The following is a 15,816-nucleotide window of genomic DNA, read 5'->3' on the forward strand; positions in this document are numbered from 1 at the left end:
TTCGGCGCGGGCTGAACGGATACGGTGCGCGCATGACGACTCGGCAGTACGGATGGACACATGCATCCCGCACAGCGATTCCGCGAGTTCGCGCTCCGCGAGGCACGCGGCAATTCCCCGCTCTATCACCGGCGAGCGCTCGACATCGCCGCCGACCCGGACACCCTGGCGCTGATCGCCGCCTTGCCTCCGGACAAACAGCAGCCGAATCTGATCCTGGCCGCGGCACGGGTGAACGGCGCGAATACCGAGCGCTACCAGGAATTCCGCGAGCAGTTCCACGCGAACTGGCCCGCGATCGCGCGGACGGCACTGACGCGTCGCACCCAGACCAACGAAGCCGGTCGCGCGGCATCCCTGCTTCCGGTACTGGCGGCGCTACCGGAGCCGCTGTCGCTCATCGAGGTGGGCGCCTCGGCCGGGCTCTGTCTCTATCCCGATCGGTTCAGCTACCGGTACGGGCACACGGGCGTCGACCCCGAGGAGGGCCCGTCGCCGGTGGTGTTGTCCTGCACCACTACTGGGCCGGTACCGATCCCGGCCCGGCTGCCACGGGTCGTGTATCGCGCGGGCGTGGACCTGAATCCCCTCGACGCCGCCGACAGCCGGGACCGCGACTGGCTGGCAGCCCTGGTCTGGCCCGGTCAGGAGGACCGGGTGTCGCGGCTGCGGGCAGCCTGCGCGATCGCGGCGGCGGACCCACCGGAGGTCGTCGCCGGCGACCTGATCGAGAAGGTCACCGGACTGGTGGCCGCCGCACCCCGGAACAGCACGGTGGTCGTCTTCCACAGTGCGGTCCTCACCTACCTGTCACCGGAAGCCAGGACGGAGTTCCGGTCGACGGTGCGGGCGCTGCCGTGTCACTGGATCTCCCAGGAAGGCCCCGCCGTACTGCCCTGGCTCACCGGGCAACTGCCCGAGCGGGATTCGTGCGCCGCGCGGCTGGTGGTGGCGCTCGACGAGGTGCCACTGGCCTACGCGGGCCCGCACGGGCAGTCGCTGGACTGGTTCGGCGTGGGGTGAGGGTGTCAGATGCTGCGCATCACCGAGACGACACGACCGAGGATCACGGCTTCGTCGCCGTCGATCGCGGAGTAGGCGGGATTACGGGGTTCGAGGTGGATGTGCCCGTTGCGGCGGCGGAAGACCTTGACGGTGGCCTCCTCGCCGATCATGGCGGCGACGATGTCGCCGGAGTTCGCCTCCTGCTGCCTGCGGACGACCACGAGGTCACCGTCGCAGATGGCGGCGTCGATCATCGAGTCGCCGCGCACGCGCAGACCGAAAACCTCACCGCGGCCGACCAGTTCCCGGGGCAGGGTGAGGACGTCGTCGGCGTGCTGTTCGGCCAGGATCGGGGTGCCGGCGGCGATATCGCCGACGACGGGCACGGTCACCGACGCCTCGGAGCTCGCGCCGGGCGCGGTGCGCAGGAACAGCCGGACATCGATGGGGCGGGTCAGGGATGCGCTGCGGCGCAGGAAACCGTCCTCCTCCAACGCTTTCAGATGCTTGGCGACCGTGGAGGTGGACCGCAGGCCCACCGCGTCGGCGATCTCCCTGGCGCTGGGCGGGTAGCCGTGGGCGAGCACCGAATCCCGGATCACGGCGAGGATGTGTTGCCTGCGCGGCGGCAGGTTCGCGGTGTCGAGATAGTCGAAGTCGTCGAATGCGGTCACCGGGGCATCGTAGAGCCCGGCGTGCTCACCACACGGCACCGCGGGGCCGGTCCGCGGCGGCGCGCCCGGATCCGGCATCGGAACGGTTCAGGAACAGCCGCCGGGCAGGACCACCACACCGAGTGCCCCGACCCCGAGATGCACGCCGAGGGTCGGCCCGAATTCGGCGACGTAGAGTTCGGCCAGCTCCGGCGCCTGCTCGCGCAGCTGCGCGGCGATGTTCTCGGCGGCATCGGGCGCGCCCAGATGCTGGATGCCGAGGGCGGCACCGTCACTGCCCGCCGCCTCGAGCACGGCCGCGACCAGTTTGGCGTACGCGCGCGACCGGGTCCTGACCTTCTCGCGCAGTTCCAGCTTGCCCTCGACCAGTTGCAGCAGCGGTTTGGTCACCAGTTCGCTGCCGAAGAAGGCGGCCGCGCTGCTCAGCCTGCCGCCCTTGCGCAGTTGTTCGGTGCGGTTGACCAGGATGAACGTGCGGGCACGAGCCGCGGCGGCCACCGCCCGTTCGTAGACCGCGTCCAGCGCCTCGCCTGCCCGTGCCCGCCGCGCGGCCGCCAGCACCGGCAGCCCGGTGGCCAGGCCCGCGCCGAGCGAATCCACCAGGCGCACACGGTCTTCGGCCCCCATGTCCCGCACGGCTTGCCGACCGGATTCCCAGGTCGCCGACAGCATGCGCGACAGGTGCACCGCCACCACACCGTCGCCGTCACTGTGGTGCAGCGCGCGCTCGTAGGCGGCGCGCAACTCACCCGGCGACGCGGCCGAGGTGCTGACGGAGTCGGCTCCATAGTCGATGTCGACCGGGTCGACACCTTCGCGGATCTCGCGTTCGCCGACGAGGACATGCAACGGCACCACTTCGATACCGAGTTCGGCGACGACGTCGGCGGACAGGCCGGCCGCCGAATCGGTGACCACCACAACGGTCACGGACTACCGGACCTCCTGCAGCGCCTTGGTCATCGCGGTCGCCACGGCGGTGTGCCCGGCCCAGCCCCAGTGGATGCCGTCCGGGTTCGCCGAGCCCGACTCGATGTCCTCGCGCACGGCTTCGCCGAGGTCGACCAGCGGCACCGAGGTGCGACCCGACCAGGCCTGAAGGGCCTTGACGGCCTTGGCCCTGCCCCGGTGCACGCGTCCGTAGGCCTCGCACTTGTGCACCGACGGCAACACCGCGACCACGGGCAGATCAGGTCGCAACTGCGCCAGCGCTTCACGCGACTGCTCCAGGTAGTCGACGCTCACCTTCGGCGGCAGCGCCACCGGACGGCCGAGCTTCGACAGCTTGGGCTGCAGCCAGTTGTAGGTGGACCGCACCCCGCGACGCAGACGCGGCGGGCGGATGTAGCGGATCAGTTCGCGCAACGCGGTCGGCAGTGGCGAGGGCAGCGTGTCCATGCCGCCGACGGCGAACACGACCGCGCCCGCGCGTGGCACCGCCGCCCACACCCGCGGGTCACCGATCAGCGCCCAGTAGGCATCGCGGCAGGTCCAGCCGATCCGGGCGATCAGTTCGACATCCCAGTCCAGTTCGGCCGCGACCAGATTCGGCCAGATCCGCGGATCGTCGGCGGGCAGGCCGCCCTTCGGTCCGTAGTAGGCCAGCGAATCGGCGACAACGAGCAGCACCGGACGCGGCGACGCCTGCGCGACCGGCAGCTCGGCGGCCTCGGATTCGGCCAGCACGCCGTCCAGCACAGCGGCGGCGGGTTCACCCTGCGCCACAACAGTTTTCGACACCACGGTGGTCTCGGCCGACGAGGTTGCCACCGAATTCTCGAGAGCGGCCGGTTGCGCCGCTACAGATTCGCCTGTCTCGGAGGCGATTTCGCCGGCGACGCCATCGACCGATGCGGACTCCGCATCACCGGCTGCCGCAATCACCATCGCCGGAGCACCGGCGAGCACGTTCTCACCGGCGTCCACCTGCTGCTCGATGCCCGAAGAAACGTCGACAGCAGCGGGCTCGGACCCGGTGGCACCGGGACCCCCGGAAGCATCCACGGCGTCCGCGGCAGCGGCTTCACGCTCGACGGCGGTGGGCACGACATCGGCGACAGCGACCGCGGCGGCATCCTCGGAAGCCGCCGATCCGACACCTGCCGATTCGGCCTGGTCCGCCTCCACCGAGCCGGCGGCCGAAGCGACAGCACCCGTCGACGTCGCGAGTTCCGGGAGGTCAGCGGCGACGAGTTCTGTCGCGATGTCTTCGGAAGCCGCTGCGGCGGAGCCGATATCAGCACCGGTGGTCTCGGAGTCGATCGCCGACCGGATATCGGGCTGTGCGGCACCGGTCTCCAGGTCGGCGCCGGTACCGTCCACGGACACACCGGAGTTCACCGTGTCGGTGTCCGGCGCGGTATCCGGTTCCTGGACAGCGGAATCCGCGGCAACCGCGCCGTCGGTCCCCGCCGACTCTACCGCAGTCGCGGAATCGCCTGCCCCGGAAACGGACTCGGCGGCTCGCACCTGTTCGGCCTGCTCCGGTTCGGCGACCGCCGGTGCCGGCATCGGACCGAACAACGCGTCGGGCAGCGAGCGCGCGGTGCGTGCGGTGACCTGCTTGAAGAGTTCGTCCGGTACCGAACGGATCGGCTCCTCACGCTCGGCGCGTGGGGTGCGAGCAGGCGGCGGGCCGAACAGCGCGTCCGGCAATTGCCGTCCGGGCTTGGCCGTCACCTGCTGGAACAGTTCGTCCGGTACCGATCGATCAGGCTCTTCAGAGGACATCGGGAGCTACCTTCGCCGCTGCGTTCCAAACATCGAGTCGCCAGCCGGGTCGGTCGATGTCAGGGCCGTGGCTGGACAGCTGCACCCAGCTCGTATTGGCCAGCCCGCCCAGAGCGGGCCAGCTGCCGGGCGGCAGTTCCAGCAACGCGGCCGTGAGGGCAGCGATCAGCCCGCCGTGCGCAACCAGGATGATAGTCCGGCCGGGCCAATCCTGCCGCTCGTTGTACAGTTCGCGCACCACCGGCAGCGCCCGCGCGCCGACCTCGAGTTTGCTCTCCCCACCGGGCGGTGTGTAGGTGGCGTCGAGCCGCCACTGCACGCGCGCGCCGGGGTAGTCGGCGTCGACCTCGAGATGGGTCAGCCCCTCCCAGTCACCCAGGTTGGTCTCACGCAGTCGCTGATCGGTGACGACCGGCAGGTCGCTGATGTCCCCCAGCGCCTGGGCGGTGTCCTTGGCGCGACGCAGATCGGAGGCGTGGATCGCGATGGCATTACGCGAAACCAGTTCGCGGGCAGCCTCTTTGGCCTGCTGCCTGCCGAGCTCGGTGAGATCGGTGTCGATCTGGCCCTGCATCCGGTCCGCGGCGTTCCATTCGGTCTGCCCGTGCCGCAGCAGGATCAGCGTGCGCACATGGGCGTACTTGCTCACTCGGTGTAACCCTCTACCTGTGCGTCGTCGTCGGCCGCCGGGGTGGCGGGGGTCTCGATGCCGTCCACCGGCACCGCCGGGCAGTCACGCCAGAGGCGTTCCAGCGCATAGAAATTGCGCTCGTCGTTGTGCTGGATGTGCACCACGATGTCGACGTAGTCGAGCAGCGCCCAGCGGCCCTCGCGGGTGCCCTCGCGACGGACCGGCTTGTGCCCGGCCTCGCGCAGCTTCTCCTCGACGTTGTCGACGATCGCGTTGACCTGGCGCTCGTTGGGCGCCGACGCGATCACGAAGCAGTCGGTGATCACCAGCTGCTCGGAAACGTCGAGCACGACGACATCGGTGGCGAGCTTGTCGTCGGCCGCCAGCGCGGCGACCTTGGCCATCTCGATCGATTCGGCGGAAGCGCTCATGCCGGCTCCCCCTGACAGACCAGAACCACGCTCGTCTCGCTCAACGTCAGCTACCTTCCGTTCCTGCGGGCCCATACAGGTGCCGCTTCGATATGTACTGCACCACGCCGTCGGGGACGAGGTACCAGACCGGCCGACCCTCCGCGGCGCGGCGGCGGCATTCGCTCGACGAGATGGCCAGCGCGGGGACCTCGATCATCGTGACGGCGTCGGCGGGAAGGTCCCGCAGATGCTCCTCGAGATGGTCGGTGTTCAGCTCGTACCCCGGACGGCTCACCCCGACGAACTTCGCCAGTTCGAACAGTTCGGTCCAATCCTGCCATGTCAGGATGTTGGCCAGCGCGTCCGCACCGGTGATGAAGTACAGCTCGTCGTCGGGATGGGCGCTCTGCATCTCCCGCAGGGTGTCCACCGTGTAGGTGACCTTGTTGCGTTCGATGTCGGCCCGGCTGACCGAGAACCGGGGGTTGGACGCGGTGGCGATGACCGTCATCAGATAGCGGTCCTCGGCGGGGCTGACCTGCTTGTTCGCCTTCTGCCACGGCTGTCCGGTGGGGACGAAGATCACCTCGTCGAGCTCGAACCGGTTCGCGACCTCGCTCGCCGCGACCAGGTGGCCGTGGTGGATCGGGTCGAAGGTGCCGCCCATGACGCCGAGCTTGCGGCGCGGCCGAGCTGTTTCGTGCATGAGGTCCGAGCTTAACGGGGTGGGAGCCCGCGGGGCGGACCGGAGTGCCCGGCCACCGTGTGCGGGTCATCCCAGGCCCGACGCCTGGGCGCACATCTGGGCGAACTGGGCGCGGGTGCGGTCGAGCTCCTCGGCGACGTGCACGGCCGGGTTCTCGGCCACCAGGCGGCCGAGTTCGGCCAGCAGCACGTCGATGGTGACCCACCACGGCCCGCGGACGTACCCGTGCGGCCCGCGCAGCTGCAGCCAGGCGGCCGCGCGCAGGCATCGCGCGCGCGGCACGATCCGGCCCTGCTCACCCCACAGACCGGCCGCGCGCAGATAGAGCCCCAGCGCCAGCGACTCCTGCCCGCAGCATTCGCGCGCCACCGCCGCCGACCACACCAGGTCGGCATGGCGGTGCCGGTCGGCGGGAGCGCCGGAGAGCAGGCGGGCGGCCTCGGTGAACTGCCAGGCAGCCTGGCGGTAGCGCCGCAACCGGATCAGCGACTCGGCGAACTCGGCGCGCGCCAGTGACAGCTCGCCGGGCGGATAGTGCAGCGGGCCTCCGAGCAGGGCGCGATCGAACGCCGTCACCGCCTCCCCGTGCCTGCCCGCCCGGCGCCACGCCCGCCCGGCCACCAGCCACAGATGTGCCGCGTCCGCCCGCGAGATCGGCTGCCAGCAGGCCGCCGCCGCAGCCGCGGCACGGGCGACGTCGCGATCCCGGTCCGGCTGCGCCGCGACCGCGGTCACCAGCTGAGTACGCAGCTGCGCCAGCTCACGACCGACCAGCTCACCCGCGCCGACCACCAACGCGCGCCGCAACTGCTCCTCCGCGGCCGCGGGCGCATCGACGAGCCGGGCAGCCGCGACCACCGCCAGCCTCCGCGCGGCCCGAGCACCCGCACCCCGTTCGAGCGCCGACGCAATCCCCGGCCCTGGCCCTGATGCGGGACGAGGTCGTTCGGCCAGGGCTAGATCGCCGGGTGGGGTGGGGGCGAGGGGATGTTCGGGTTGTGTCTCGCGTGACGGTTCTGCGGCGCTGTGTTCGGCGTGCGGATCGGTCACCGGGTGGACCGGACCCACGACACCGCTAGGTCACCCTTGTTGGCCGATCCACGTCGATCGGCTCGCTCGTCGTCGCGCGACGCCCCTGCCAGCATGTGCGCGATCCTGGTACCGGCACCCTGTAAGTGGCTTAACGTCCGCTGAAATCCGTCATGCCTTCGGGCGCTTGGTCTTCGGGAGTTTGGCGACGACCGCGTCGTAGGAGGCGTCGATGAGTTCGCGTAGTTCGTCGTCGGGGACCGCGCCACCGAGGCGGATGCTGTTCCAGCCGTAGCGGCCGATGTAGGCCGAGGCGCTCACGTCGTCGGGATAGACGTACACCAGTTCGTCGGCTTCGGCCCGGTCGCGGCCGCATTTGAGGCCGATCGCGGTGCCCGCGCCGAGGAAGGCGAAGATCTTGTCGCCGACCTTGGCGACGACATCGCCCTCCCACGGTTCGTCTTGCCAGGCACCGGGTTTGGCCAGGCAGTAGGTCAGCGGATCCACCACAGCTCCTTCACACGGGTAGCAGTCGGGAGACGACCTCGGTCAGTTGCCGGGCCGAGCGGCATTCGTGCATCTCGATCACGGTGCCGTATTCCTGGGCGGCCGAATCACCGGTGCCCCACAGGTTTTTCGGTTCCGGGTTGAGCCAGTGCGCGTGCCGGGCGGTGCCGGCCAGCTCACGCAGGGTGTCCAGGCGCGGGTTGCGGTAGTTGGTGCGGCCGTCGCCGAGGACCAGCAGCGAGCTGCGGCTGGTGACGGCGTCGGCGAAGTTGTCGGCGAAGCTGGTCAGGGCCTGGCCGTAGTCGGAGTGCCCGTCGGCGTCGATGATGCGTGACTCGGTGAAGATCCTGGTGAGGACGTCGTCGAGACCCGCGTGCGGGTCGAAGTAGCCGGTGACCTCGTCGGTGCGGTCGACGAAGGCGAAGATCCGCACCCGGGAGAACTGTTCGCGCAGGGCGCTCACCAGCAGCAGCGTGAAATTGCTGAACCCGGCCACCGAGCCCGAGATATCGCACAGCAGGACCAGTTCCGGGCGGCCGGGGCGGGGCTTGCGGTTCACCAGGTCGATCGGGACGCCGCCGGTGGACATCGACGCGCGCAGGGTCTTGCGCAGGTCGATCTCGCCGCGGCGGGAATGCTTGCGCCGCACCGCCAGCCGGGAGGCCAGGATTCGCGCCAGGCGCTGGGTGCCGCGCTTCAGCTCGGTGAGTTCGCGTTCGGAGGCACGCAGGAAATCGGCGTCCTCGGCCTGGCGGGCGACGCCGTAGGTCGCCACCCGGTCGCGGCCGATCTGTTCGGCCACGCGGCGGTTGGTCTCGGATTGCACGCTCGCCCGGAACCGGTCGATGCGTTCCCTGGCGATGCGGCGGGCCACCTCGGTGTCGCGGGCGCTCGCGTCCGGCGGGAGCGCGAGCCCGGCGAGCACGCGTGACAGCAAGGTCTGCGGCGCGAGGTCTTTCATCGCCTGATAGGCCGAGAACGAGGGGCCGCGGGCCGACTGGTACTGCCCCAGCTGCTCGACCACCTGGCCGGCCAGCTGCTCGAGCCGGTCGCCGGGGTTCTCCTCGGCCAGGAGTTCGGCGAGCTGCTCGCGCAGGGCCGCCAAGTCGATCTCGCCCTCCGGTGTGCGCGGCAGATCGGTGACCTCGCCGCCGCGCTCACCCACCGCGACCGGGAACCACAGGTCGAACAGGCTGTCGAAGGTGGCGCGGTGGGTGGGCCTGCGCAGGACCGCGCAGGCCAGGCCCTCGCGCACGGCCTCACGATCGAGCAGGTCGAGCACGGTCAGCACCCGGCCCGCGTCGATGGTCTCCGACGGGCCGACGGGCACACCGCGGGCCCGCAACGCCGCGACGAAACCGGCGACGTGGCCGCCGAGTCCGTGCGGCGCGGGCGCTGTCATGCTCAGGCCAGCTTCAGCTCGGCCAGGGCGCGCTGGTGGTCGCTGCGATGCTTGAGCACCACACCGAGGGTGGCACGCACGGTGGCGTCGTCGAGGTCCTCGGCGCCCAGCGCGAGCAGGGTGTTGCCCCAGTCGATGGACTCGGCCACCGAGGGCAGCTTCTTGAGCTGCATCCCGCGCAGCACATGCACGATCCGCACCAGCTGCTCGGCGACGGAGGCCGAGAGCTCGGGCACCCGGCTGGCCAGGATGCGCCGTTCCAGCTCCTCGTCGGGGAAGTCCAGGTGCAGATACAGGCAGCGCCGCTTGAGCGCCTCGGACAGTTCCCTGGTGGCATTGGAGGTGAGCACCACGAACGGCTTGCGGGTGGCGGTGATGGTGCCCAGTTCCGGCACGGTCACCGCGAAATCGCTGAGCACCTCGAGCAGCAGGCCCTCGATCTCGACGTCGGCCTTGTCGGTCTCGTCGATCAGCAGCACCGTCGGGTCGGTGCGCCGGATCGCGGTGAGCAGTGGGCGCGAGAGCAGGAACTCCTCGGTGAAGACATCGGCCTTGGTCTCGGCCCAGTCGTTCTCGCTGGAGGCCTGGATCCGCAGGATCTGCTTGGCGTGGTTCCACTCGTAGAGCGCGCGGGCCTCGTCGACGCCCTCGTAGCACTGCAAGCGGACCAGCTCGGCCCCGGCGACCTGGGCCACCGCGCGCGACAGCTCGGTCTTGCCGACACCGGCCGGGCCCTCGATGAGCAGCGGTTTGCCCAGCCGGTCGGCCAGGAAGACCGAGGTGGCGGTGGCCTTGTCGGCCAGATAGCCGGTGGCGGCGAGCCGCTCGACGACCTCCTCGACCGACGCGAAGATCGGTTCCTCTACCAGTGCCACGATCACACCGGCCGAGTCTGGCCGTCGCCCCACACGATCCACTTGGTGGAGGTGAGTTCGGGCAGAGCCATCGGGCCGCGGGCGTGCAGCTTCTGGGTGGAGATGCCGATCTCGGCGCCGAAACCGAACTGCTCGCCGTCGGTGAAGGCGGTGGACGCGTTCACCATCACCGCGGCGGCGTCGACGCGGGCGGTGAACTCGCGCGCGGCGGCCAGGTCGGCGGTGACGATGGCCTCGGTATGGCCGGTGCCCCAGGTGTTGATGTGGTCGACCGCGGCGTCGATGCCGTCGACGACCTTCAGCGCGATGTCGAGGGTGAGGTACTCCTCGCCCCAGTCGGCGTCGGTGGCGGGCACCTGGCCGGGCAGGTCGCCGTGGATGGTGACACCCGCGGCCTCGAGCGCCTTGCTCAGGCGCGGGACGGCCGTCTCGGCGACGGCGGCGTCGATGAGCACCGTCTCGGCGGCGTTGCAGACGCTGGGACGGCGGGTCTTGGCGTTGAGCAGGATCGCCTCGGCCATGTCCAGATCGGCGGCGGAGTGCACGTAGACGTGGCAGTTGCCGGTGCCGGTCTCGATGGTGGGCACCTGCGCGTCGCGCACGACCGCGTTGATCAGGCCGGCGCCACCGCGCGGGATCACCACGTCGACCAGGCCGCGGGCCTGGATCAGGTGGGTGACGCTGGAACGGTCGTGGCTGGGCAGCAGCTGCACCGCGTCGGCCGGAAGGTCCTGGGCGACAAGCGCTTCGCGCAGCACCTCGACGAGGGTGGCGTTGGACTGCGCCGCCGAGGACGAGCCGCGCAGCAGCGCCGCGTTGCCCGACTTGAGGGCCAGGCCGAAGGCGTCGACGGTGACATTGGGGCGGGCCTCGTAGACCATGCCGACCACGCCGAGCGGCACCCGGGTCTGGCGGATCTCCAGGCCGTTGGGCAGCGTGGAGCCGCGCACCACGACGCCGACCGGGTCGGGCAGGCCCGCCACCTGGCGCAGCCCGGAGGCGATGCCGTCGATGCGTGCCGTGGTGAGCCGCAGCCGGTCGAGCAGGTTCTCCTCGGTGCCCGCCGCCTGTGCCGTCGCGATGTCGGCGGCATTGGCCGCGAGAACGCGGTCGGCGGCGGCGAGCAGGGCGTCGGCCGCCGCGTGCAGGGCCTCGTTCTTCTGCGCCGTGGTCAGCTGAGCCAGCACACGGGACGCGACACGAGCCCTGCGGGCGGCGTCGTGCACCGCTGCGCGGATGTCGAGCTCGGGGGTCACTTCTACCGTCATGGGTATCAGCCTACGCAGTCCGGCTCGTCCGTTCGACGCGACCCGGACACCGTAAAGCGGCTCCGACCGGCGGCGGGACCGAGTTATCCACAGGGTCGCCACCTGCGGCGCGATGGTGTCCTAGGTTGGCCTCATGGACAGCCCCGACGTCGTCGTCCTCGGCAGCATCAATATGGATCTGGTGACCAGCACGCCGCGGCGGCCCGCGCCGGGTGAGACCGTGCTCGGGTCAGGATTCGCGACGGTGCCCGGCGGCAAGGGCGCCAACCAGGCGATCGCCGCCGCCCGCTCGGGTGCGCGGGTGCGGTTCCTCGGCGCGCTCGGCGACGACGCGTTCGCCGACGAGCTGCGGACGACACTGCACGAGGCGGGCGTCGACACGGCCCTGGTGCGCCGCGTCGAGGGGCCCAGTGGCGTCGCCTCGATCGTGGTGGACGGGTCCGGCGAGAACAGCATCATCGTCGTGGCGGGCGCGAACGGACACGTGACCGAGTTGTCCGAGGCCGAGCTCGCCGCGATCGCCGCGGCCGACATCCTGCTGTGTCAGCTCGAGATCCCGCTCGACACCGTCGTCACCGCCGCCCGCCACGCGGCCGCCGCGGGGACCGTCGTGGTGCTCAACCCGTCGCCGGTCGCACCGCTACCCGCCGGGCTGTGGGCGGATGTGGATGTCGCGATCGTGAATTCCTTGGAGTACGAGCGGTATTCGGCGGAGCTGACAGGCGTGGCACACGTGGTACGCACCCTCGGCGCGGACGGCGCCACCTATCGGGGCGCCGACGGCACGCAGCTGTCGGTCGCGGGCAGGACGGTCGACGCGGTCGACACCACCGGCGCCGGAGACGCGTTCACCGGCGCGCTCGCCGCCACCTGGACCAGCGGCCCGCGCACCGCGCTGACCTGGGCCAATACCGCGGGCGCGCTGGCGACCACCGTGCTCGGAGCCAGCGCGTCGATCCCCGACCGCGCCCGGATCGCCGCCGCGCTGCCGACGGACTGACCCGACGGGCACACAGCACTGCCGACACCTCGAAAATCGTTCTCCCGCAAGCAAATAGCGCCGCACTCGACTCGCGGGGCGCGGAAATTCGGATGCGGGTGCCGGCCCCGTGCGCCTACCGTCGTCGATACATCGAAGAAAGGACCGAACCATGTTTCCCGTCGAGCTGCGCGGTACCAGGGCGCAGACGCTCATGTGGGCAGAGGAGCACGAGATCGAGCAGGCCGCCCTGCGCCAGCTGCGCAACATCGCCGCGCTGGAATGGGTGCACGGACTGCGCGTGATGCCCGATGTGCACCTGGGTAAAGGCGCGACGGTGGGGTCGGTCATCGCGATGCGCGACGCGGTGGCGCCCGCGGCGGTCGGCGTCGACATCGGGTGCGGGATGGAGAGCGTGAAGACCGACCTCACCGCGGCCGATCTGCCCGACGACCTGCGCTCGCTGCGCAGCCGGATCGAGCGGGCCGTACCGGTCGGCTTCAACGCGCACAAGAGCGCGGTCGACGTCACCGCGCTGCACGCGGGCTCGCACGGGCACTCGGCGCGGACCAAGGGCTGGGAGCAGTTCTGGCGGTCCTTCGGCGACCTGCATCCCGGGGTGTCCTCGCTGGAGTCCAAGGCGCACAAGCAGATCGGCTCGCTCGGCGGCGGCAACCACTTCATCGAGGTCTGCCTCGACCAGGACGACGCGGTGTGGATTCTGCTGCACTCCGGCTCGCGCAACATCGGCAAGGAACTGGCCGAGCGGCACATGGCGATCGCGCGGAAGCTGCCGCACAACGGGTCACTGCCGGATAGGGATCTGGCCGTGTTCCTGGCGGGGACGCCGGAGATGGCGGCCTACCGGCGCGACCTCACCTGGGCCCAGGACTACGCGGCGCGCAATCGCGCGGTGATGCTGTCGCTGGTGTGCCGGGCGGTGCGCGAGGAGTTCGGTGCGCGGACGGTGGGCTTCGACGAGCCGATCAGCTGCCATCACAACTATGTGGCCGAGGAGATCATCGACGGGGTGCCGATGCTGGTGACCCGCAAGGGTGCCGTGCGCGCGGGCGCGGGCGATCTGGCGCTGATCCCGGGCTCGATGGGCACGCGCTCCTACGTGGTGCGGGGTAAGGGGAATCCGGCCTCGTTCCAGTCGGCCTCGCACGGTGCGGGTCGGCGGATGAGCCGGACCGCGGCGAAGAAGCAGTTCACCGTCGCGGATCTGGTGGCCCAGACCGAGGGTGTGGAGTCGCGCAAGGACGCGGGCGTGGTCGACGAGATCCCGGCCGCGTACAAGGACATCGACGAGGTGATCGCCGCGCAGGCCGACCTGGTCGACGTGGTGGCCACGCTGCGGCAGGTGCTCTGCGTCAAGGGCTAGCTGTCGGTGGGGTCGGGCAGTATGGGGACATGACCTCAGCGGCTGGCAGTGACGTGCTCGACCTGATGGCTCCTGACCTGCGGGAACGGGCCGAGGAACTGGTGCGTGAACTGGCCGGTCCGGATGCCCGGCTGCGCGAGGACCAGTGGACCGCCATCGAGGCACTGGTGGTGCAGCGGCGGCGGGCCCTGGTCGTGCAACGCACGGGATGGGGCAAGTCGGCGGTGTATTTCATCGCCGCCAAGCTGCTGCGCGGTGCCGGGCGCGGGCCGACGGTGATCGTCTCGCCGTTGCTCGCGCTCATGCGCAACCAGGTGGCCGCCGCCGAACGGGCGGGCGTGGTGGCGGCCACCATCAACTCGGGCAATGTCACCGAGTGGGACGAGATCCATCAGCGGGTGGCCGAGGGCGGTGTCGACGTGCTGCTGGTGAGTCCGGAACGGCTGAACAACCCGGACTTCCGCGACCAGGTACTGCCCCGGCTGGCCGCCGACGCCGGGCTCGTGGTGATCGACGAGGCGCACTGCGTCTCGGACTGGGGCCACGATTTCCGGCCCGACTACCGCCGCATCCGCACCCTCATCGCGGATCTGGGTTCGGATGTGCCGGTGCTGGCGACCACCGCCACCGCCAACGACCGGGTCGTCACCGATGTGGCCGGGCAGATCGGCACCGAGACGCTGGTACTGCGCGGCACCCTGGACCGCGAGTCGCTGCACCTGTCGGTGGTGCGTTTCGACGACGCGGTGCAGCGCACGGCGTGGCTCGGCGAACAACTGCACCGGCTGCCGGGTTCGGGCATCATCTACTGCCTCACCGTCGCCGCCGCGCACGACTTGGCCGACGTGCTCGCCTCGCACGGCCACACCGTGGCCGCCTACACCGGCCAGACCGACCCGGCCGAACGCGAGGCGCTCGAAGCCGCGCTGCTGAACAACGAGGTCAAGGCCCTGATCGCCACCTCGGCGCTGGGTATGGGCTTCGACAAACCCGATCTCGGGTTCGTGGTGCACGTGGGCGCGCCGTCCTCCCCCATCGCGTACTACCAGCAGGTGGGCCGTGCCGGGCGCGGCACCGAGCGGGCCGAGGTGGTGTTGCTGCCCGGCCCCGAGGACGCCCGGATCTGGAGCTACTTCGCCTCGGTCGCCTTCCCGCGCGAGCACATCGTGCGCGCGGTGCTCGCCGCGCTCGACCAGGACCGGCCGCTGTCGACGGTGGCGCTGGAACCGCTGGTGGAACTGAACCGCTCGCGGCTCGAGATGGTGCTGAAGGTGCTCGACGTGGACGGGGCGGTGCGCCGGGTGCGCGGTGGCTGGCTGTCCACCGGCCAGGCGTGGACCTACGACACCGAACGCTACGAACGGCTCGCCGCCGCGCGCGACAGCGAACAGCAGGCGATGATCGACTACCAGTCGACCACGACCTGCCGGATGACCTTCCTGCGCCGCCAGCTCGACGACCCCGGCCTGGCCGCCCTCGACGCCACCACTCCCGGCTGCGGGCGCTGCGACAACTGCACCGGCACCCGGGCCGACACCACCGTCGACGAGGCCGCCGTCGCGGCGACCAGGGCCCGGCTCGACCGCCCCGGCCTCGACCTCGCCCCGCGCAAGCAGTGGCCCACCGGAATGGCCAAGCTGGGCGTCCCGCTCTCGGGCAAGATCACCGGCGGCGCCGAGACCGGGCGGGTGCTCGGCAGGCTCACCGATCTCGGCTGGGGCAGGCGGCTGCGCACGCTGCTCGACGGACCGGACGCTCCCGTGCCCGACGCGGTGTTCGAGGCCTGCGTCGCCGTGCTGCGCGACTGGACCTGGACCACCCGCCCGACCTCGGTGCTCGCCCTGGAGTCCCCGGGTCATCCGCAGCTCACCACGAGTCTGGCCGCGCGGCTGGCGCAGGTCGGCAGGCTCGACGACCTCGGCACCCTGCGCGCCCGCCCGGACCGGCCGCCGGTCTCGGCGGCGAATTCGGCGCACCGGGTGGCCGGGCTGTTCGACTACTGGGAGGTCCCCGATCTGTCCGGGGTCGCGGGCCCGATCCTGCTGGTGGACACGCTCACCGACACCGGCTGGACGATGACGGTGGCCGCGCACGCCCTGCGCACCAGCGGCGCCGAGGCGGTGCTGCCGTTCGCGCTGGCCACCCCGACCTGACCCACCGAACCCGCCCCCACGGCGTGTGAGGGCTGCCCACATCACCCGCGGTCCCGTACC

Annotated in this window: 15 protein-coding genes; 4 read left to right on the plus strand and 11 right to left on the minus strand. The window is 70.9% G+C overall.

Going from position 1 to position 15,816, the window contains the following annotated elements; genetic code table 11:
• Positions 1 to 60 precede the first annotated feature (60 nt).
• Positions 61 to 1,023 carry a DUF2332 domain-containing protein gene (locus ACFC06_RS25255; RefSeq protein WP_375936559.1) on the plus strand — a complete coding sequence of 321 codons (963 nt, stop codon included), beginning with the start codon at positions 61 to 63 and terminating at the stop codon, positions 1,021 to 1,023.
• A gap of 5 nt (positions 1,024 to 1,028) precedes the next feature.
• Here ACFC06_RS25255 and lexA read toward each other — a convergent pair whose 3' ends face one another.
• From lexA to ACFC06_RS25310, 11 genes are all read right to left on the minus strand, one after another.
• A complete protein-coding gene (gene lexA, locus ACFC06_RS25260) occupies positions 1,029 to 1,679 on the minus strand; it encodes a transcriptional repressor LexA (protein WP_375936562.1) in 651 nt (216 codons plus the stop codon).
• Positions 1,680 to 1,766: 87 nt separating this feature from the next.
• The gene (locus tag ACFC06_RS25265) at positions 1,767 to 2,609 is read right to left on the minus strand and encodes a DegV family protein (protein WP_375936565.1); all 843 of its coding nucleotides are present in this window, start codon (positions 2,607 to 2,609) and stop codon (positions 1,767 to 1,769) included.
• Positions 2,610 to 2,612: 3 nt separating this feature from the next.
• Positions 2,613 to 3,338 carry a diglucosylglycerate octanoyltransferase gene (octT, locus tag ACFC06_RS25270; RefSeq protein WP_375937317.1) on the minus strand — a complete coding sequence of 242 codons (726 nt, stop codon included), beginning with the start codon at positions 3,336 to 3,338 and terminating at the stop codon, positions 2,613 to 2,615.
• A gap of 1,060 nt (positions 3,339 to 4,398) precedes the next feature.
• Positions 4,399 to 5,058: a histidine phosphatase family protein gene (locus tag ACFC06_RS25275; protein ID WP_375936568.1), complete on the minus strand. Its 660-nt coding sequence runs from the start codon at positions 5,056 to 5,058 to the stop codon at positions 4,399 to 4,401.
• Positions 5,055 to 5,471 (minus strand): ribosome silencing factor, encoded by a 417-nt coding sequence (gene rsfS, locus ACFC06_RS25280; RefSeq protein WP_375936571.1) that lies wholly within the window; start codon positions 5,469 to 5,471, stop codon positions 5,055 to 5,057. Before rsfS ends, ACFC06_RS25275 begins: the two co-directional genes overlap by 4 nt.
• Before the next feature lie 46 nt (positions 5,472 to 5,517).
• Positions 5,518 to 6,159 carry a nicotinate-nucleotide adenylyltransferase gene (nadD, locus tag ACFC06_RS25285; RefSeq protein ID WP_278262873.1) on the minus strand — a complete coding sequence of 214 codons (642 nt, stop codon included), beginning with the start codon at positions 6,157 to 6,159 and terminating at the stop codon, positions 5,518 to 5,520.
• 66 nt (positions 6,160 to 6,225) lie between these two features.
• A complete protein-coding gene (locus ACFC06_RS25290; RefSeq protein ID WP_375936574.1) occupies positions 6,226 to 7,017 on the minus strand; it encodes a hypothetical protein in 792 nt (263 codons plus the stop codon).
• A 342-nt stretch (positions 7,018 to 7,359) separates the two neighbouring features.
• Complete coding sequence (locus tag ACFC06_RS25295) at positions 7,360 to 7,695, minus strand: MmcQ/YjbR family DNA-binding protein (RefSeq protein WP_375936577.1); 336 nt, start codon at positions 7,693 to 7,695, stop codon at positions 7,360 to 7,362.
• A 10-nt stretch (positions 7,696 to 7,705) separates the two neighbouring features.
• Entirely contained in the window at positions 7,706 to 9,097 is a 1,392-nt protein-coding gene (locus ACFC06_RS25300) for a VWA domain-containing protein (protein ID WP_375936580.1), read from the minus strand.
• Positions 9,098 to 9,099: 2 nt separating this feature from the next.
• On the minus strand, positions 9,100 to 9,978 hold the full coding sequence (locus ACFC06_RS25305) for an AAA family ATPase (protein ID WP_375936582.1): 879 nt from the start codon (positions 9,976 to 9,978) through the stop codon (positions 9,100 to 9,102).
• The gene (locus ACFC06_RS25310) at positions 9,975 to 11,240 is read right to left on the minus strand and encodes a glutamate-5-semialdehyde dehydrogenase (RefSeq protein ID WP_375936585.1); all 1,266 of its coding nucleotides are present in this window, start codon (positions 11,238 to 11,240) and stop codon (positions 9,975 to 9,977) included. The genes ACFC06_RS25305 and ACFC06_RS25310 overlap by 4 nt, the downstream gene beginning before the upstream one ends.
• 133 nt (positions 11,241 to 11,373) lie before the next feature.
• Between ACFC06_RS25310 and ACFC06_RS25315 the strand changes: the two genes are divergently transcribed.
• The 3 genes from ACFC06_RS25315 (at position 11,374) to ACFC06_RS25325 (ending at position 15,756) form a co-directional block, all read left to right on the plus strand.
• Entirely contained in the window at positions 11,374 to 12,240 is an 867-nt protein-coding gene (locus ACFC06_RS25315; protein WP_375936588.1) for a ribokinase, read from the plus strand.
• A gap of 151 nt (positions 12,241 to 12,391) precedes the next feature.
• Positions 12,392 to 13,603, plus strand: coding sequence for an RtcB family protein (locus ACFC06_RS25320; protein WP_375936591.1), 1,212 nt, complete (start codon positions 12,392 to 12,394; stop codon positions 13,601 to 13,603).
• Positions 13,604 to 13,632: 29 nt separating this feature from the next.
• The gene (locus tag ACFC06_RS25325) at positions 13,633 to 15,756 is read left to right on the plus strand and encodes a RecQ family ATP-dependent DNA helicase (RefSeq protein WP_375936593.1); all 2,124 of its coding nucleotides are present in this window, start codon (positions 13,633 to 13,635) and stop codon (positions 15,754 to 15,756) included.
• Positions 15,757 to 15,816: the final 60 nt, after the last annotated feature.

The organism is Nocardia sp. NPDC056064, assembly GCF_042266925.1.
In the GTDB taxonomy this organism is placed as follows: Bacteria; Actinomycetota; Actinomycetes; order Mycobacteriales; family Mycobacteriaceae; genus Nocardia.